At 58.4% G+C, this 19326-nt stretch carries 14 protein-coding genes; 6 read left to right on the plus strand and 8 right to left on the minus strand.

What is annotated here, in order from left to right; genetic code table 11:
• The first annotated feature begins 110 nt into the window (after nucleotides 1-110).
• Nucleotides 111-611 (plus strand): SH3 domain-containing protein, encoded by a 501-nt coding sequence (locus GFS31_RS11660; RefSeq protein ID WP_198804990.1) that lies wholly within the window; start codon nucleotides 111-113, stop codon nucleotides 609-611.
• A gap of 6 nt (nucleotides 612-617) precedes the next feature.
• On the opposite strand, the gene GFS31_RS11665 is transcribed toward GFS31_RS11660, so the two are convergent.
• Nucleotides 618-905, minus strand: coding sequence for a DUF427 domain-containing protein (locus GFS31_RS11665; protein WP_198804991.1), 288 nt, complete (start codon nucleotides 903-905; stop codon nucleotides 618-620).
• 163 nt (nucleotides 906-1068) lie between these two features.
• Here GFS31_RS11665 and GFS31_RS11670 point away from each other — a divergent pair, with 163 nt between their 5' ends.
• The 3 genes from GFS31_RS11670 (at nucleotide 1069) to GFS31_RS11680 (ending at nucleotide 7227) form a co-directional block, all read left to right on the plus strand.
• Nucleotides 1069-1884, plus strand: a complete 816-nt coding sequence (locus GFS31_RS11670; protein ID WP_198804992.1) for an RNA methyltransferase — start codon at nucleotides 1069-1071, stop codon at nucleotides 1882-1884.
• 188 nt (nucleotides 1885-2072) lie between these two features.
• A complete protein-coding gene (locus tag GFS31_RS11675) occupies nucleotides 2073-4040 on the plus strand; it encodes a serine hydrolase (protein ID WP_198804993.1) in 1968 nt (655 codons plus the stop codon).
• 142 nt (nucleotides 4041-4182) lie between these two features.
• Complete coding sequence (locus GFS31_RS11680) at nucleotides 4183-7227, plus strand: EAL domain-containing protein (protein ID WP_198804994.1); 3045 nt, start codon at nucleotides 4183-4185, stop codon at nucleotides 7225-7227.
• Between the two features lie 100 nt (nucleotides 7228-7327).
• Here GFS31_RS11680 and GFS31_RS11685 read toward each other — a convergent pair whose 3' ends face one another.
• The 5 genes from GFS31_RS11685 to GFS31_RS11705 all read right to left on the minus strand — a co-directional run bounded on the left by GFS31_RS11685 (nucleotide 7328) and on the right by GFS31_RS11705 (nucleotide 13515).
• A complete protein-coding gene (locus GFS31_RS11685; protein ID WP_198804995.1) occupies nucleotides 7328-7780 on the minus strand; it encodes a hypothetical protein in 453 nt (150 codons plus the stop codon).
• 86 nt (nucleotides 7781-7866) lie between these two features.
• On the minus strand, nucleotides 7867-8331 hold the full coding sequence (locus GFS31_RS11690) for a hypothetical protein (protein WP_198804996.1): 465 nt from the start codon (nucleotides 8329-8331) through the stop codon (nucleotides 7867-7869).
• A gap of 471 nt (nucleotides 8332-8802) precedes the next feature.
• A complete protein-coding gene (alaS, locus tag GFS31_RS11695; RefSeq protein ID WP_198804997.1) occupies nucleotides 8803-11457 on the minus strand; it encodes an alanine--tRNA ligase in 2655 nt (884 codons plus the stop codon).
• A gap of 159 nt (nucleotides 11458-11616) precedes the next feature.
• Nucleotides 11617-12420 (minus strand): PolC-type DNA polymerase III, encoded by an 804-nt coding sequence (locus GFS31_RS11700; protein ID WP_198804998.1) that lies wholly within the window; start codon nucleotides 12418-12420, stop codon nucleotides 11617-11619.
• Nucleotides 12421-12477: 57 nt separating this feature from the next.
• Entirely contained in the window at nucleotides 12478-13515 is a 1038-nt protein-coding gene (locus tag GFS31_RS11705) for a WecB/TagA/CpsF family glycosyltransferase (protein ID WP_263974829.1), read from the minus strand.
• Between the two features lie 393 nt (nucleotides 13516-13908).
• Between GFS31_RS11705 and GFS31_RS11710 the strand changes: the two genes are divergently transcribed.
• Together GFS31_RS11710 and GFS31_RS11715 are read left to right on the plus strand one after the other, a co-directional pair.
• Complete coding sequence (locus tag GFS31_RS11710) at nucleotides 13909-15117, plus strand: glycosyltransferase family 2 protein (protein WP_198804999.1); 1209 nt, start codon at nucleotides 13909-13911, stop codon at nucleotides 15115-15117.
• Nucleotides 15118-15260: 143 nt separating this feature from the next.
• Nucleotides 15261-16973, plus strand: coding sequence for a diflavin flavoprotein (locus GFS31_RS11715; protein WP_198805000.1), 1713 nt, complete (start codon nucleotides 15261-15263; stop codon nucleotides 16971-16973).
• A gap of 267 nt (nucleotides 16974-17240) precedes the next feature.
• Here the strand turns inward: GFS31_RS11715 and GFS31_RS11720 are convergent, their stop codons facing one another.
• Together GFS31_RS11720 and GFS31_RS11725 are read right to left on the minus strand one after the other, a co-directional pair.
• Nucleotides 17241-18107 carry a 6-carboxytetrahydropterin synthase gene (locus GFS31_RS11720; RefSeq protein WP_198805001.1) on the minus strand — a complete coding sequence of 289 codons (867 nt, stop codon included), beginning with the start codon at nucleotides 18105-18107 and terminating at the stop codon, nucleotides 17241-17243.
• A gap of 239 nt (nucleotides 18108-18346) precedes the next feature.
• The gene (locus GFS31_RS11725) at nucleotides 18347-19246 is read right to left on the minus strand and encodes a hypothetical protein (protein ID WP_198805002.1); all 900 of its coding nucleotides are present in this window, start codon (nucleotides 19244-19246) and stop codon (nucleotides 18347-18349) included.
• Nucleotides 19247-19326: the final 80 nt, after the last annotated feature.

Here is a 19326-nt window from a genome sequence, read left to right on the forward strand (position 1 = left end):
CAGACGCCCTAGGCAACCCCAGGGCCAGCATCCCCAGAAAGTTCGATGTCAATTCGCGATGGGTGCTGTACCATGGGCGAACTGTAGGCGATGTTCCCACCCCAAAGACCATGAAAGGATTTTTGATCGGCCTGTCAAAACTGATTTTAGGGGTTGTTATTGCCCTGGCCCTGCTGTCTATGGCCGGGGTGGCCACAGCGCGATACTTTATGGCCCGGTTGGCCGTCTTGCCCCCCAAACCCCTCTACGGAGCTGAGTTGCCCGCACCGCCCCCGCCGGAACCCGTAGATTTGGCCCCCGCCGCCGCCCCAGAGGCCACCGCCCCAGAGTCCGCCGCCCCCGCTGAAGCTCCGCCAGCGGTAGCCGATGAGCCTGCCCCCCCCGCCGAAGCCCTGCCCCCCGGCAGCTACCAGGCGGTTGTTTCCCAGCCCATTGGGTTAATCATTCGCTCTGGCCCCGGCACCGAGCATGGCCAAGTGGGCGGGGTAGACTACAACGCATCGGTGGTGGTGCTAGAGGAACCCGCTAACCAGGGCTGGATTAAGGTGCGCGTGGTATCGTCGGGGGCTGAGGGCTGGGTGAAGGCGGGCAATACCCGCCGTCAAGAGTAGGCCAGCCTAGGGTTCGATGGTGACTTTGTTGCGGTAGAAGGCAACGTGGCCTTTGATGTTGTTGGCCGCAGGTTTGGGGTCAGCGTAGTACCAAGCTGCACCCGCGTTGACTTGGCCGTCTACCACGATGTCATAGTATTGAGCAGTGCCCTTCCATCCGCAGATCGTTGTTTTAGAAATGGGCTGAAAATAGTCCATCTTGAGAGCGCTGGGGGGAAAATAGAGGTTTCCTTCCACGGTTTCGCACTGGTTGCTTTCGGCGAGAAGGACGCCATTCCACATAACCTTGGCCATGGTTGAGATGCCTTATAAAGGACTACGGTGTTCATTCTAAGGGGTTGTGAGGGCGGCATCACGCCAGCAGCGACGGGGGCGCAGCCCAACATCCCCAGCCGGGTGATGGGAGGCCCGTGACCCCGCAGGCGTGGCAGAGGGCAAGCAAGAGGATGAGAGCAACATGGGACTAGATCAACTGGCACACCTGCGCATTGTGCTCGTGGAGCCAGCGGGGCCTAGGAATGTGGGGTCGGTGGCGCGGGTGATGGCGAATATGGGGCTGCGTCATTTGGTGTTAGTCAATCCCCAGTGCGACCCCACCAGTGCAGAAGCGGTACACATGGCGGTGCATGGTCAGGCGGTGTTGGCAGCGGCCCAAGTGGTCAATACCCTGCCAGACGCCTTGGTGGGCTGTCATCGGGCAGCGGCGACCACGGGACGCATCCACCCCCAGCACCACGGGCTCGAAACGCCGGAGGCGGTGCTGCCCTGGCTATTGCCCCAGGAAGCCCATCTCCACCACCCCACGGCCCTCATCTTTGGCCCAGAGGATCGCGGCTTGAGCAACGAGGAGCTGATCTATGCCCAACGATGGATCCGAATTCCCGCTAGCGCCACCTATCCCTCCCTCAACCTAGCCCAAGCGGTAGCCGTTTGTAGCTACCTGCTGCATCGTCAAGCGGAGGCCCAACCAGGATTTTTGCTAGAGGGTTCCCCCCCGTCCTCCCCCGTACCAAAGCGTCCTGTCCCTTCTCCCCGTTCCTCAGCCGAGGCCGAGGCCGTCGCCACGCTGGATCAAATTGAAGGATTTCACCAAGATCTAGAGACGATTTTGCTCAAGATCGGTTATCTTTACCCCCATACTGCTGCCAGTCGCATGGCTAAGCTAAGGCAACTGCTGCACCGGGCTGAACCGAATTCCCAAGAATTGGCTATGCTTAGGGGCGTTTTGCGGCAGGTAAATTGGGCCATCACCCACGGCCCTCGCTCCTCCTAGCATTTGGCTGGGGTTACGGGTCTAGATCGCAGGTCTTAATAATCAGGTTTGGGTGACGGGTTTGATTGAGTGGGTTTGGGTGACGGGTTTGATTAGCGGATCCCAGGCTTGATTGACGAAAATTGACGGATAGCCTGCTTGCGGGTCATTCCTTTTGCGGCTCATCTCGACGGTACAGCAACATCGCCATGGCACAGCACGACGACTTTTCTACCTCTCCCTCTCGGCCTAGTTCCCCCAGCGAGACCGGAGCATCTACCGCCCCAGGCTGGAGCGGGGCCAGGGGCGTTGGTCGCAGCCCCGATGCGCCCGCTGGCGAAGATTGGCGGTATCGCCCTTCACCAACAGCCCGCCGCCGCAACCAGTGGCGACAGTATAAGCATATGACCCCTGACTTTGGCCCCTCTACCCCAGATCTCGATACCCCAGATCCCCTGGCCTCACCGCTTGTATCCTCCCCAGCGCCGTCTTCGGCCAAGGCTGCGGCCCTCCCCAGCTTCAACCTGAAGGGCAGTGCGGCCCAGGGAGCCAGCGCCCCGGCTCCGGCCCAGTCTTCCCTGCGTCCGGCGGGGTTGCAGGGCTCCGTAACGCCACCCCCCCAGCGTCCTCTGGCTCAGCATTCCGTTGCCCCCACGTCCAGAGCCGCTACCCCCAACCCCGTGGCTCCTAGTCGGCACCCCCACAGCACCCCCCAGGGCCAGCCCGGAACGACCCCGTTCCCCCCTCGCCCTGGGTCAGTTCCAACCGCTGGGTCGGCCCCGACCAACGTAACGCCGCTGCGGTCGGCCAAGAATGCCCGTCGCCGGACGACCGGGATCGCCACCGGAGTGGCAGCGGCGGCGGCGGCCACCACGGCTGGTCTAGCGGCCTTGGCTGCCCCACCTCGGCCTGAAGGCGGAGCCCGGCAGCAGCGGTTTTCTCCCCAGCGGCGGTTGGCCAAGCTGCCCCAGCCCGCCCTCTATGCCATTCGGCTGGCCATTTTGGGGATTGGGGTAGCCGCTATTGCGGGCACCCTGCTGTCGGTGTTCAGCCCTAGTAATGTGGCCTCCAACCGGAGCGATCTGACCACTACCGCCACCGCCAATCGCCGCAGTGGGGGGGCCGCTCTTCCAGGCCAGGGGGCTGTGAGCATTGCTGCCATCCAGCCCAGCACAGAACTCACGAGGCTGAAGGCCCAACTCGACCAGCTTGCCACCCTCACCCCCGGCCTGACGCCTGGAGTCTACGCCTTTGATATCGATTCAGGCCGCTATGTAGACCTCAATGGCACCCAGGCCGTGGCGGCAGCCAGCACCATCAAAGTGCCCATTTTGGTGGCTTTTTTGCAGCAGGTAGATGCGGGCAATCTGGCTTTAAACCAGGCTGTCGTGTTGCAGGATCGCCATGTGGCAGGAGGGTCGGGCACCCTAGCCAACGATGCCATCGGCAGCGAATACACCGCCCTTGACATTGCTACCCGCATGATTGTCCACAGCGACAACACAGCCACCAACATGATGATCGAAGCCCTGGGTGGCCTGGAGGCAGTCAATCAGCAGTTCACGACCTGGGGGCTAGAGTCCACGGCCCTCCGTAATCCGTTGCCCGACCTTGAGGGAACCAACACCACCAGCACCCGCGACTTGGCCCTACTGATGGCCCTGGTCGATCAGGGCGATCTGCTGAGTCGGCGGTCGCGGGAGCGACTGTTCAGCATCATGCAGCGTACCGTTAACCGTAGCCTGATTGCCTTTAGCCTCACCGATGGTTCCCTCGTGGCCAACAAAACAGGCGATATTGCCCTAGCCTTGGGGGATGTGGCCCTGGTGGATACCCCCAACGGCAACCGCTATGCCCTCGCGATTATGGTGCAGCGCCCCAACAACGATGGCCGTGCCAGCGAGCTCATTCGCCGCATTACCGACACCGTACACCGGGAACTCAATCAACCGATTGCCCCGGTGGGTCGCCCTGCTAGCTCCAGTACAGAATCCGGGGCTGAGGGTAGTCCAGCCAGTTCTGAGGTAAATCCAGCGGGTTCTTTAGGCGACGGCGAGGGCAGCATGGAAGGCGGCATGGAAGCGGTGCCTAGCGATCTAACCCCATCTCAGCCCGCCCCCAGCCGGGGTGGTCGCCCCGGAACGACCCCCAGCGGCGATCAAATTCCTCCGGGCTAGGCCCACGGGATCAAAGCTAGCATGACAAAATCCGGAAGTATCTAGGCCAAGATTCATAAAGAGATGTTACAGGTAATGTCGCATCCTTAGTTTCACACCGGATTTAGGCACACTAAGGCCATAGCTTTGTAACTGCTGATACATGAATCCGGCCCGGTCTCGATTTACCTTCTCCTCTGCTTGGCGGCATCTGCCGCTGCGGGTGATATTGGTCGTGCCCTTTGTTGTGCAAATCACAGCGGCTGTTACAGTGACGGGCTGGCTAGCTATGCGCCACGGTGAGCAGGCTGTTAATCAAGTGGCTAGCCAGTTGCGGGCTTCGGTGTCGCAGCAGATTGAGCAGGAGTTGGATAATCTGCTGACCACGCCCCACCTGATCAATCAAATCAACGACGATGCCATCCGCCTAGGGCAACTTGATCCCGATGATCCCGATGCGCTATTTCGCCACTTTTTGAAGCAGTCCCAGCGCTTCCCGGCCATAGACTCCATCTTTTTTGGCCATCGGAATGGCGAATTTGTGGGCCATAGCAACCTTGGCCCCAGTAGCCATCAACGGATGCGCGGCGGGCCGTCCCTAGGTGGAGAAATTCAGTTTGCCAAGGTGGACGAAGCGGGCAACCTGCTGAGTGCCCACAACACCACACCGGGTTGGGACACCCACACTCGGCCCTGGTATGTGGCGGCGACGCAGGCCCAGGGGCCAACCTGGGGCAACGTATTTCCCTACCATGCCTACCCGGTGCTGGCTCTGCCTACCGCCCGTCCGGTATGGGATGGGGATGGCAATCTGCTGGGGGTGCTGGGCAACAATTTCTTTCTGTCGAGAATCAGCGATTTCCTCGCCACCCTTCAGATTAGCGAGCATGGTCAGGCGTTTATTCTGGATCGCAAGGGGCTGATCGTCGCGAGTTCTACCTTGCCTAACCCCTTTGTGGTGGTCAACAACCAGCCTCAGCAGATCTACTCCATCACCAGCCAAGATGCGCTGATCCGGGCGAGCAGCCAATTTCTGCTGCGACAGTACAACGGCTACCTAACGGATATTCAGCAGCCCAGACAGTTTGAATTTTACCTAGATCGGCAGCGGCAATTTTTGGAGGTAATTCCCTTTCAAGATGAGATGGGGCTCGACTGGCTGATTGTAGTGGTGGTGCCTGAGCGAGACTTTATGGCCACCATCGAAGCCTCGCGACGCTACACGGTCATCCTGTGCCTGTTAGCCTTTGCCGCTGCTGTGGGGATAGGGCTGCTCACCAGTCGCTGGATTACCCAGCCCATTGCGCGGGTGCAGCGGGCGGCCCAGGCCATTGCCAAGGGTGAACTCGATCATCGGCTACGCCCTAGCTGCCTAAACGAACTGGAGCAACTGGTGTTGGCCTTCAACACGATGGCCACCCGCATTGCGAATACTGTGCAAGATCTGCAACAGTCTAAAACCGATCTGGAGCTTGCTAACGTAGAGGTTCAGCAGCAGTCCGCCCTGTTTCGGTTGATGGCGGAGAACATGACCGACCTGGTTTGCTTGCAGACCCTAGAGGGCAAATTTCTCTACGTCAGCCCGTCGGTGGAGTGGATTTTGGGCTATCAACCCTCTGACCTGCTAGAAACCCGGCTTTGCGACTGGGTACACCCTAGCGATGTTTCCACCTGCCGTCAGTCTGGTCGGCACCAGTGGCTATCGGGGGAATCCACTAAGGCCGCCTATCGGATGCGCCACAAACTCGGTCACTACCTTTGGATTGAAACCGCGACCCGCCCCATTCTCAACCCATCCGGGGAGGTGATTCAGTTACAAACCGCCTCCCGCGATGTAACCGAAACCATGCGCATGCGGAAGCAGCTCCAGCACGATGCCCTCCACGATAGCCTCACCGGATTGCCCAACCGCAAACTGTTGCAGGATCGGCTAGAGGTGGCCCTCCATCGCGCCCGTCGCCACAGTGGCTACCAGTTTGCGGTGCTGTTTTTAGATGTGGATCGATTTAAGGTCGTCAACGACAGCCTAGGCCATCTCATCGGCGATGAATTGCTGATCGAAATGGCCAGCCGCCTACGGGCTGTGGCGCGTCCGTCCGACTTGGCTGCCCGTCTGGGAGGCGATGAATTTATTCTGCTCATGGACGATGTGGCCGATCTGGCGGAGGTGATTGGCCTTGCCGAGGCAGTGCTGGCCAGCCTGCGCGAACCGCTGCATCTCAGCAGTCAGGAGGTGTTTGCCACCGTCAGCGTGGGCATCGTCCTGGGTAGCGGCACCTATACTGACGCCGCCGAACTGCTGCGGGATGCCGACATTGCCATGTATCGCGCCAAGCACAAGGGTCGCGATGGCTACGAGGTCTTCAACAGCGCCATGCACACCCAGGCCATCAGTCGCCTGCAACTGGAGACGGAACTGCGCCGATCCCTGCTGGATCACCCCGAAGAATTTATCTTGCACTATCAGCCCATCGTCGATCTGACGACCGCCGCTGTGCAGGGGTTTGAAACCCTGGTGCGCTGGCAGCATCCCCACCGTGGCCTCGTTCCTCCCGACGAGTTCATTCCCCTGGCGGAGGAAACCGGGCTGATTGTGCCCCTGAGCTACCACTTAATGGAAACAGCCTGTCGGCAACTGCATCGCTGGCAGGAGGGCTATGCCCAGGCTCGCACCCTAACCATCAGCGTCAACCTAGCTGCCGTGCAGCTCCATAGCCCCGGTCTGCTCACTCACATCGATGACATTCTGGCCAGGACAGGACTCTTGCCCCAATCCCTGGTGCTAGAAATCACCGAAAGTATGCTGATCGACGATATCCAGGCTACCCTTACTGTCCTCCATGCCCTGCGCCAGCGCTCCATTGCCCTCAGCATTGACGACTTTGGGACGGGCTACTCTTCCCTCAGCTACCTGTACCAATTTCCCATTAACCATCTCAAAATTGACCGTTCCTTCGTTAGCCAAATGCAGACTAGCCCCCACCACGCCAAGCTGGTGGAAACCATCATCACCCTAGCCCACCAGCTCGGCTTTACCGCCATCGCCGAAGGCATCGAAACCAAAGCCGATGTGCAAACCCTGAAAAACCTCACCTGCGACCTCGGCCAAGGCTACTGGTTTGGCAAGCCCCAGCCCGCCACCGCCATCGACCAATGGCTAGCAGAATCGCTCAGTCAGCCCTGTCTAGGGGTAATCGGGGTAGGCTGAAGACCGAGGCCACAGGCGTTATCAGCGATGAACTTCATGGCCAAGCGTGACCCCCTTAGATCTGAGCATATAGGGGTTTTTGATTCGGATTTAGGATCAGTTAAGTCCCGAAACCGCGAAAGTGACCAGGCAGCAAATTAATCCCCAGAGCCGACTTCATTAGGTAGGCAAAGAGTAAAACAGCGGCACTAATAGCTAGGTTGAGGCCCAGCAGCAGCACTACCGCTGCCGCCCAGTTGGCCCAGCGCGTCATCCCTGAAACCTGGTGGGGCCGGGAGGATCGGCGTCGATCCTTACCCACCATGAGGACAATGTAGTAACGACTGATCAAGAGGTCTAGGTTGACGCGGAGGTCAATTAACTTGGGGGAAGGCTTGGGTACCGCCAACGCCACCACTCGGCCCACCTCCGCCCATTGCTCTGGCGTCAAACTATCCCGCACCGCTGGCTGAATTTGGCTCAGATAATGGTCAGGGTTGAGAAAAGCGGGCTTAGGCACTGGGTGTTGGCGGGATCGATACCCCTGAAACGTCGGCTGATGCTGGTCTGTCATTGCTACTACCTCTCACTCATGCTTCCACCGGATCATGTCCTTCCCGGGTGGTGCGTTGTCTTCATCCATGGCCCTCCTCTGGCTCCTCACCTCCAGCCCATTCCTAACTGGTAAAGCCCAACCCCAACCCCCATCGCCGCCAACCATCCCACCAAAAGCCCCCCTTGCCCCCATCGCCGCCGATGGGCAGGCCATTGCTGAAGATCATGGCCCTGCTTAGCAACGAGGTAGCAATAGCCCAGACCTGCCGCCCACAAAAACATCAGCGTAAAGGCCCAGTATTTGTAGTGCAAATCCTGGGGCCAAAAGCTAGGGAAAGCATCCACCGCCACCGATACAGCCACCCACAGCGACAGATAAGCACTGGCTGGGATTATGCCCCCTGTACCCACAGCCAATAGATAGATGATTAACGCGACAATGCTAAGAGCCATCCATCCAGAAACTGCCAAAGCCGCTAGCCACCATCCCCAAAACACCGTGCCCCCAAACAAAATGAGCAGCCCCCAAAAACGACTCAGGAACCGACGTATTGCCGTGGACATAGGCATAGCAGACCGCCCTAGCGCCAGAGAAGATTGTTCTTCTCACGTTCCTAGTTTAGCGCAGCCCAATCCGTGGCCCAGAAATTTCAATGTAAACATTAATACCCAAAAAATCAGTACACGTAGACCGTCTTGACGGCTGTTTATGCCCTGTCCAGTGCTGATTCATCATTTCTAGGGGTTAGCCACGATAGGTTTTACCAGTCGTTTAGGGGTTAGCACCATAGGGTATGCCCTCCTGGGCAGATTTCTACCAGGATTTCACCTCCTAGCAAGACAATGCAGCCCAGCAATCTGGAAAAAGCTGAAGGCCGTGTTTTCTAGCCCTACTTCCACATCACCATTCCCCCAGCGCCCTAGATTCGTCACATCTCGGCACAGCTCTTTTGGGTCATAGATCTCAGGAAAACGCATATTCTCCGAACTAGGGCTTAGCCTCTGCCCACAACCTGCGCTGGGCCTGAGCGTGGTTTAGGGCTATTGCAAACTCTCCACTAGCTGGACTTTAGCCGTATTCAAGGCTTCCACCAACTTGCCGGGATCGCGCCCGCCTGCCTGGGCCAGGTTAGGTCTTCCACCGCCGCCGCCGCCTGCAATTTTGGCGATGCCACCAATAAACTTACCCGCTTGCAGCTTTTTGTCGATCACTTCGGGACTGAAGGCCGCTACTAGACTCACTTTTTCTGCTTCGGGGACGGAACCCAGGACAACAGCTCCAGCTCCGAGTTTTTGGAGCAGGCGTTCGGCGGCGGTTTTTAGGGCTTCGGCGCTGACCCCTTCCAGTTCGGCGACGATCAGCTTCAGGTTGCCGATAGTTTCAGCCGTGGCGATCAACTGATCGGACTTCAGAATGGCCAGTTCTCCCTTGAGGGATTCCAGTTCTTTTTGAGCCGCTTTCAGGTCGGATTGCAAGGTGGTGATGCGGTCGGGCAGTTCTTCGGGCTTGGCCTTAAAGCGGTCGGACAAATCTCGCACCACGACATCGCGGACGTTGAGGTATTCCAGCACGGCGGGGCCAGCCACGGCCTCAATGCGGCGAATGCCGGAGGCGACCCCGGTTTCGGAAATCACTTTGAATAGGCCAATTTCGGCGGTATTGCTAACGTGGGTGCCGCCGCACAGTTCCATGGATACACCCGGAAAGTCGATGACGCGCACCTCAGCCCCGTACTTTTCGCCAAACATGGCGGTGGCTCCTTTGGCCTTGGCTGCGTCGATGGGCATCACGGCGACATCGGCAGCGTGACCTTCGGCGATCCAGGTGTTGACCTGCTCTTCCACCTGCTGCACTTCGTCGGGGGTGAGGGCGCGGGGGCAGTTGAAGTCGAACCGCAGACGGTCGAAAGCCACCAGGGAACCCGCCTGGGAAATGTCGGGATCCACCAGCTTTTTCAGGGCCGCTTGCAGCAGGTGGGTGGCGGTGTGGTTGGCCTGGGCACGGCGGCGGCAGGCGCGATCAATCTGGGCGGTGACGGCATCCCCCGTCTGCAAGGTGCCCCGCTCCACCCGACCGACATGGACAAAGAAATCGCTGTCTTTTTTCACGTCCACAATGCGGACGACGACGGTTTCGCCGGAGAGATAGCCCCGGTCGCCAATCTGCCCACCGGATTCCGCATAGAAGGGCGTTTGGTCGAGGATGAGTTGCACCTCTTGACCCGCTTCGGCCTGATCCACGGCGTTGCCCTGCACCAAAATGGCTTCTACGCGGCTGGTGCTGCTGGCTTCGGTGTAGCCCAAAAAGGTGGTGGAATGGATGTGTTCCGCCAGGGCATCTAGGCTACCCTGCACCGTCAGGTCAATGGTTTCGTGGGCATCCTTAGAGCGCTGGCGCTGTTCCTCCATCGCCGTTTCAAACCCAGCGGCATCCACGGTCAACCCCTGTTCTTCGGCAATTTCCTGGGTGAGTTCCAGGGGGAAGCCGTAGGTGTCGTAGAGGACAAAGGCATCCAGCCCAGAGATTTGCTTGGCCTGGGTGGCCGCCTCGCTCTTGAGGATTTCCGCCAGCAGCTTTTCGCCCCGTTCTAGGGTTTCCAGGAAGCGGGCTTCTTCTCGGTTCAGTTCGGCTTTGATGGTGGCTTCCCGTTCGCGGGTGTTGGGGAAGGGTTCCTCAGCCAGTTGGATCGCGCTTTCGGCCACCTGACTAATGAACGCCCCTTCGATACCAATCAACCGTCCGTGGCGCACTACCCGCCGAATCAGCCGTCGCAGCACGTAGCCCCGACCCACGTTAGAGGCGGTGATGCCGTCGGCAATCATGTGAACCACTGCCCGAACGTGGTCGCCGATGACCTTGAGGGACACCTTGGTTTTATCGTCCGCCTGGGTGTAGTCGATCTTGGCCAGCTTCGCCGCCGTTTCGATGATGGGCAGGATCAGGTCGGTTTCGTAGTTGTTGGGCACCTGCTGGAGAATCTGCGCCATCCGCTCTAGGCCCAGCCCGGTGTCGATGTTTTGGTTTTGCAGCGGCGTCAGGTTGCCCTCGGCATCCCGGTTGTACTGCATAAACACCAGGTTGTAGAACTCGATGAAGCGGCTGTCGTCTTCGAGATCGATATGGTCGTCCCCTAGCTCAGGATGGAAATCGTAGTAAATTTCTGAGCAGGGGCCGCAGGGGCCCGTGGGGCCGGAAGCCCAGAAGTTATCAGCCTCATCCATGCGCTGGATGCGGTGGGCGGGGATGCCGACTTGGTCGCGCCAGATGGCAAAGGCATCGTCGTCTTCGCGGAACACGCTCACCACCAGGCGATCCGCAGGGAGTTTGAAGACTTCCGTAGACAGTTCCCAAGCCCAGGCGATGGCCTGCTCTTTGAAATAATCCCCAAAGCTGAAGTTGCCCAGCATCTCAAAAAACGTGTGGTGCCGTGCGGTGCGGCCCACGTTTTCGATGTCGTTGGTGCGAATACACTTTTGGGAGGTCGTCGCCCGATCCACATCCGCCGCCCGCTGGCCCAGAAAAATCGGCTTGAAGGGCAGCATCCCGGCAATGGTGAGCAGTACCGTAGGATCCTCTGGTACCAGGGAAGCGCTGGGTTTGATGGCATGACCCCGCGCCGCATAGAAGTCCAAAAAGGTTTGGCGGATCTGTGCGCCAGTCATCACAGTTGCAGCGGAAGATTTGGACTTGGCCATGGGACGTCAGAGGGGTGGGGTGAGGAAATGTAAAGGGTTTTTATTCTAGATCCATCGTACCCTGTTCGTTTGATCCCTCGTAACATGGATTCCTGTCCTGAAGCTGTGACGCCTCCTTTTCCCGGCTCAAATTCCAGTTCAAACACCGCACAGTTATCGCTAAGGAGCATAGACCGCTTGGTAAACCGTTTCTAGATCGCCGCGACGGTAGAGGTAGCGGTTGCTGCGGCGAGAAGATCGGTATTCGCAGCCACGCTGTTCTAGGTGGTGCTGAATATCACGGGGAGGATGGCCAAACCCCTTTGCCGCTTCACTGAGGGGAATCCACTGCTGTTCAAGGATGTGGCGCAACTGCCGATCTGACATCCCTTGGAGCTGGGTCAGCAAGTGCCTAGCCAACAGCCAGCAGGCTTTAGCATCGGCTAGGGCGCGGTGGGATTGGCCCACCTTAAAGCCAAAGTGCTGCACCAACTGGGGTAGGCTGCGGGAAGGCAGATCCGCCAGCAGCAATCGCGATAAAATCACCGTGCAAAATTGCTGTGCATCGGGGCGGATGAAGGGCTGGTTCATGCGGTGATATTCCGACTGAAGAAAGCCGTAGTCAAACGCTAGGTTGTGCCCGGTCAAAACCCCGGCGCTGAGGGGTGAGATCAGGTTAGGCCAGAGGTCGCAGGAAAGAACACCTGTTTCTACCATGGCGGTGGTAATGCCCGTCAACTGCGTAATCTGGGCCGGAACTCGCACCTGCGGATTGACCAAAAAACTGTCTTCATAGGTGACGCCCCCAGTCAGGGAACCCTGAAGGATACCAATCTCAATTACCCGTGAGGTGGATGGCTTAGGGCCAGTGGTTTCTACGTCGATCACCGTTAGGGTGGCCTGGTCAAGCTGGCGATAGTAGGCAATTAGGCGATTCGTCCACAGCGATGACTGGGCCGATCCTCTAACGGAGACTGGAATCATGACCTTTGTTGCGTAGCGCTTTCTTCCAAAGTGCCACAAAAACTTAGGTTCATAACCCTACTGACCCGAGTTTTCTTGGGTCTGGTTTCGCCGAGCCAATCGCTCTTTAACGATTAGCCAGAGGAACGGAAGGTCATCCACCAAGTAGCGCTTCCACAACCGCTTTGGCTCCGATGCTAGTCGATAGAGCCACTCAAGCCCAAGTTTGCTGACCAGTTCTGGCGCGCGGGGTTTATTGCCCGCCTCAAAGTCGATGGATGCACCCACCGCCAAGAAAATATCAATGGAGGGTAGCTGGTCTTTATACTTAGCAATCCATTTTTCTTGCTTAGGTGCCCCCACACCCACAACCAAAACATTGGCCGGAGACTGGCGAATCATTTCTAGGATACGCTGACATTCGGCCTCGTTTTTCTCAAAGCCAAAGGAGGGAGAATGGGCCTGAACCACAATTTCTCGGCCAATTCGATCATTAATTCGCCGTTGGGCCTCGGCGGCCACCCCTTCGGCCCCACCCAGGATAAAAATTTTGATATTTTCGTTGTTGCGGTGATGTTCGCAAAACATTGGGAACAAATCTGACCCAGAGATTTTGGCCTTGATAGGACGTCCCAAAAACTTGGAGGCCATCAGCAACACCTGGCTATCACATACCCGGAAATCGGCCTGATTATAGGCTTCTACAAAGTCAGGATCCTTTTGCAGTTTCATCAGATGATCGACGTTGGGAGTGAACACCACGCCCCGCTGAAGCTGCTGCAAAAAGTCGCTGGCGGAAATATTGTCGATAGCTACATTGAGAATCTCGACCCGCTGACGCAGATAGCTGCTCTCCCGCTTTTGAATTTCGCGCGCGGTAGACTCTAGGGCAGCTCGGCGAAACTTGCGGTACAGTACCTGCACCTCCTCCGCAGAAACCTGCTGGGGTGCGGCTCCCTCCCCCTGGGAGAGGGGCTCAGGGGGCATCAAAATTTCTACGGGCTCCGCTGGGAGGTTGTCCAGCTCAACCTCAGACTCTGACAAGGGCTGAATCGGCGTTGGCTCCATGGCGAATCCCTGAATCTCAGTAACAGCGTGGACGGCTGAAAAGGCCATTCCGATGGGCCTAGTCAGCAGGAACCCAGGGGCCAGCCGAGGTTGGTAAACATCGTTGACTTACCGACCGTAGCTAGACTGGATGGCTATCATACTAACCTGACCATCTCGACCAGTCTACGTAACCCTGCTGGCTTATCCTAGGGGCAACCCCCAGCACGCCCCTAGAAAGTACGCAGACTTTATCAAAGCTGAATCGTCCTGTAAAGCTAATTTGAGATGTCTTCATTCCTTCATGAATGGCCCATGGCAGTGTTGTCTAAGCTATCGTCTATCCCCAGAAAACGCCTGGGGCCAAGGGCGTGCTGTTCTAAGGGAGGGTGCTAGGATGAGGGCGCTCACCTATGGCCCACTGCGTTCGTTTGGTATTCACTTTAATTAACATAGCCTGCCATGCTAATCCCTATTCTCACGGTTGTTCTAGGGCTAGGGGCTCTGGTTTTGCTGATTCCCTGCGCCACCCTAGGGTTAGAAGTGCTGGCGGCTTTCTCCGCCCGATCTAAGGATTTCATGCCCCAGGGTGGAGCGATTGGAGATCGAGAGGCGATTGGCCCGGTGGCGGTGCTGATTCCGGCCCACAACGAGTCGGTCGGCATTGAGCGCACCTTGGCCGGGTTGCAGCCTCAGTTGCGGCCTCAAGATCGCCTGGTGGTGATTGCAGATAATTGCAGCGACGACACGGCCCAGGTGGCCACCGCTGCGGGGGCTGAGGTGGTAGAACGTTTTAACACCAGCCTGCGGGGCAAGGGCTATGCCCTCGATTTTGGCCTGAATTACCTCAAAAGTGCGCCGCCCAGCGTAGTGATTTTGATGGATGCCGACTGCGACACGCCCCCCGGTAGCCTTGCCCAACTAGCCCACCACGCCCTCACCCAAGGACGGCCCGTGCAGGCCAACTACCTGATCGAGCAGCCCCCCAGCCAAAGCCTGAAGGGATTAATTTCGGCCTTTGCCATCAAGGTCAAAAACCTGGTGCGGCCCTTGGGGTTGCGGCGGTTGGGGGCTCCTTGTCTGCTCACCGGAACCGGAATTGCCCTGCCTTGGGAAGTGGCCATCGCGGTCAACGTGGCCAGCGGTCACATTGCTGAGGATATGAAGTGGGGGCTGGATCTGGCCTTAGCGGGCCACCCGCCGACCTTTTTGGCCTCGGCGAAAGTCACCAGTCGGCTACCCAGCGACGACCAAGCCGCCAAAACCCAGCGCACCCGTTGGGAACACGGCCACCTGCAAATTATGAAGGAGTACCTGCCCAAATTGTTTAGCCAAGGGCTGCGGCGGGGGCGGCTGGATCTGATGGCCCTGGGCCTAGAGTTGTCGATTTTGCCCCTCTCGCTGCTGGTGATGGTGTGGGCGGCGGGGACGGCCCTCACGCTGGTGTTTGCCCTCATCACCCAGGCTTGGCTGCCGCTGGCGGTGGCGAGCTTGGCGGGTTTGCTGCTGTTTTCAGCGGTTTTTCTGGCCTGGGCGCGGTTTGGCCGAGACGATATCAGCCTGCGTCAACTGGTGATGATTCCCCTCTACATCCTCTGGAAAATCCCCCTCTACATTGCCTTCCTGATTCGGCCCGAAAAACAGTGGATCCGCACCCAGCGGGATAAGTAAGCGGAACAAACAAAGCCTAGCCATAGCGTTTTTTCAATCGTTGCTGCGCCACGGTGAAGAATCGGGGAGCCCAGGGCACCTGTTAATCTAGAGTCAGCCCGCTGAGGATCGGTGGGGTTGTCTCCTCTGTACCCTGATCTCCTATGAATGCCCTAGCTCGCGATGTCCAAATCTATCCCATTGCAGCGGGGACTACGGTGCTGCGCTGCCGCAGTTGGAACCGTCTGCGCTTCGAGATTGAGTATGCCCTAGAGCGGGGCACCACGGCCAACAGCTACCTGATTCAGGGAGATCGCACGGCGCTGATTGACCCGCCGGGGGAATCCTTTAATGAGATGTTCCTCACGGCCCTAGAGCAGCACATCAACCTGTACCAGGTGAACTTCATTGTGCTGGGGCACATCAACCCCAACCGGGCCGAGACCCTGAAAATTCTGCTCCAGCGGCTGCCTGATGTCACCCTGGTGTGCTCCAACCCCGCCGCCCTCGCCCTCAAGGACTTGCTGCCCGAAGCCTCGCCCCGGGTGCGGGTGATCCGCAGCGGTGAGGATCAGTTGGATTTGGGCCAGGGGCACTGTCTTCAGTTTGTGCCCATCCCTACCCCCCGCTACCCCGGCGGCATGGCCACCTTCGATCCCTATTCCAACATTCTCTATACCGACAAATTTTTTGGGGCGCACCGCTGCGGCGAAAACGTCTTCGACCTCGGCTGGAGCGATCTGCTCGAAGATCGGCGCTACTACTTCGACTGTTTGTTTGCCTCCAGCGTGCGCCAGGTAACGGCAGCCCTAGACCGCATGGAGGCGTTTCCCTTTGGCGTTATGGCCCCAGGCCACGGCCCGGTGGTGCAGTACAGCGCCAAGGAACTGTTCCACAGCTACCGCCAATGGAGTCAGGCCCAGACCTCTCAGGATCTCTCGGTGGCGCTGATCTATGCCTCCGCCTACGGCAACACCGCCACCCTGGCCCAGGCCTTGGCGCGGGGCATCACCAAATCCGGTGTGGCCGTAGAAGCCATCAACGCCGAGCAGACCGATCCCGCCGACATCAAAGCCGCCGTGGAAAAATCAGCGGGCTTTTTGATGGGGTCGCCCACCTTGGGGGGCCACATGCCGACTCCCATGCAAACGGCCCTAGGCATTGTGCTGGCGTCGGCCTCTAAGACGCAGATCGCCGGGGTCTTTGGCTCCTTTGGCTGGAGCGGCGAGGCCATCGACATGCTGGAAGGCAAGCTGAAGGACGGCGGCTATTCCCTGGGGTTTGAGTCGATTCGGGTGAAGTTCAAGCCCACCGATGTCACCCTCAAGTTTTGCGAAGAGGTGGGCACCGACTTTGCCCAAGCCCTGAAAAAGGCCAAACGGGCCAAACAGCCCCGCACTCCGGCCTCTTCGGTGGAGCAAGCGGTGGGGCGGCTGGTGGGTTCTCTCTCCATCGTCACCGCCCGCCAAGGGGAGGTTTCCAGCGCCATGCTGGCTTCCTGGGTGTCCCAAGCTTCCTTCACGCCCCCCGGCTTCACGGTGGCGGTGGCCAAGGATCGGGCCATCGAAACCCTGATGTACCCCGGCAATCCCTTCGTGCTCAACATTCTGGCTGAAGGCAAACACCTGGGGCCGATGAAGCATTTCCTCAAGCCCTTTGCCCCCGGCGAAGACCGCTTTGCGGGCATTGACACCGATACCGCCGAAAACGGCGCTCCCATTCTAAAAGACGCCATCGCCTATTTGGAATGCACCGTGGCGGAACGGATGGAGTGCGGCGATCACTGGCTGGTCTATGCCACCGTGCAAGCCGGACAGGTGCTAGACGGCGAAGCCAAAACCGCCGTCCACTATCGCCAAACGGGGACTCATTACTAGCTATCTGTAACCCAAGGCTCTCTCTGTTTCAGGGAGCCATTGGGAATGGCGAAGTTAGGACGTTCTATTCCGAACTAACCCGTATGGCTCTGATTCCCCAGGGATGCATTGCGGCTCATCTGAATCAATAGGGATTTCAGACAAACCGTTTTGGAGCCGCGAATGCACCCTATATCCTGGGCAAGCAACAGCAAAAGTCACCCACTGTTAGGGGGACTCCCATTCATCCCAGAGACATTTTATATTCTGTACCGTGGCGAGTTAAGGCTATACCGTAGCCAGTTCAGGCACAGCGGCGGCGGTAGTGCTGGTCGGCTCAACGGCGCAGTAGACCTCGGCGGAGTTGTTGGGGCTTTCGATCAGCTTCACCTTGTGCAGGCTGGCCCCTAGGGCGGCGATGGGCGCTTGCAGCAGATCCCGGATGTGAACCGCAATGTTTTCGGCGGTGGGCACCACTTCGGCAAAGTAGGGAATGTCTTTATTCAAAAAGGTGTGGTCAAAGGGCTCGACCACGGTGTCATCAATGACGGTTTGCAACTGGGCCAAGTCCACCAGCATTCCGGTGCGAGGGTCAATCTGGCCCTTCACCGTGACTTCTAAATGATAGTTGTGGCCGTGGCCGTGGGGGCGGGCGCATTTGCCGTAGATTTCGCAGTTTTCTTCATAGCTCAGCTTCGGCGAAGCCAGCCGATGGGCGGCACTGAAATGGGTGCTGATGGTGAGGTAGGCGTCCATGGCATTTCCTTGATAATCGGCCCAGAGTTCGGGGTGTTCAAACAGTTGAATATTGACGATGGGCAGGTGCGGCATCAGCCGATCCCAAATCACCTTGGCCAGGTATTCCGTTGTCGGGAGGGTGTGCTGAAATTCGGGCCACACGTCGTTGAGGTAGGCAAAATCGAGCTGGCTGGTTACTTCCCGCTTGATGACATGCTTCACATCCGAGAGGTTGAGCACCATGCCATACTCGTCTAGATCGCCCTCCATGGCCACATAGAGCACGTAGTTATGACCGTGGCCCGGAGCCTTAGCGCAGGGGCCAAACTGCTCGGCATTGGCCACCTCCGAGAGTTCCGGTAGCCAATAGCGATGACTGGCCGAAAACTCCGCCCGACGGTTAATAATACATTTCATAGACTGTAACGCTACTTAAAGAAGCGTAAATTTGAGTAACAAATCCCCCTTCAGCATAGTCTAAAATCCCCACGCTTTGCCCGGTTTTAGAGCAACCCTCGCGCCCTGGGATCACGATATCCCTGGGATTTAGGATGAGACGCCTAGGGTGAGCGCTTTTGGGGTTTTGGCCGGGAAGTTGGGTCAATCCACCCAGGTACATAGTTGGAATCAGCTCACTTCAGATCATCAGCCCTGTCCTAGCGCTGGGCCGTACGGGGCAGGGCCAATTGGCCCGAGGGCGTTAACCCCGTAACGGTGAGGGTGTATTCAATAAAACTACCGCCACCACCGCTCCAGCCTAGGAGTTGGCCATCGGGGCTGAGTTCGGGGTAGTTGCCGTAGGTGGTAACGGCCACATAGTACAGGTCAGTGCCGGGTAAGGGCACATGGTCTAGGCGAGATTGCAGGCCGTTGAAGTCGTCGTTGCTGGCAATCAGGTAGCCCTGGCTGTCGAAGAGGTACAGTTGGGAGTCATCATCGGTGTAGCGCAGTCCGGGCAGGATGCGCGTCACCGTCACGTCTACCGTCACCTGATCCCCTTGTCCCCCCACAAAGGCAAACACCTCCACCCCAGCACTCACGGCTCCAGCGGTGACGGCGGTGCCGTTGGGTGTGCCGATTAACAAGGCTGGAGACAATGCAGGGATGTCGGTCAGGTCAGGTTCCAGCAGTCCGGCCCGTTGGGTAGCGTTGATCTGCCGGGTAAGGGGGTCGGGGGTGAGGTCGGGGATTCCAGCCTGCCGCTGAAGGGCGCGATCTAGCTGAAGGGGCGGGCTGGGGGTGGGCACCACTTCAAGGTACTGGGTGAGGTGTTCTTCGCAGCCGGGAAGACCCTGAATTTGGAGGTTTTCGGTCTGGTAGCGCTGCAACCTGTGGCGAAAGTCCACCAACTCCTGACGGCTTTGGGCCGAAATGTCGGGTAGGGCTATCATGGCGCTGGTATGGTCAATGGCAGTGGCCCAATCGTTGAGACACACCGCCGTTTGAAGCTGCCATGGCAGGGTTGTCCGGGGCAGCATGGCCACCGCCGGAGATACCCCCAGCCCCAGCCCAGCCAGGGCGAGAGTACCTAGGCCAAGCCAAACACGTCGAGTCATAGACTCCCCCTTATGCCAGTAGATTGCCGCCGCCGGGATATTACCCCAACTCGGACCGTGAACTACCTCTAGGGTACCCG

Source organism: Leptolyngbya sp. BL0902, assembly GCF_016403105.1.
Lineage (GTDB): Bacteria > Cyanobacteriota > Cyanobacteriia > Phormidesmidales > Phormidesmidaceae > Nodosilinea.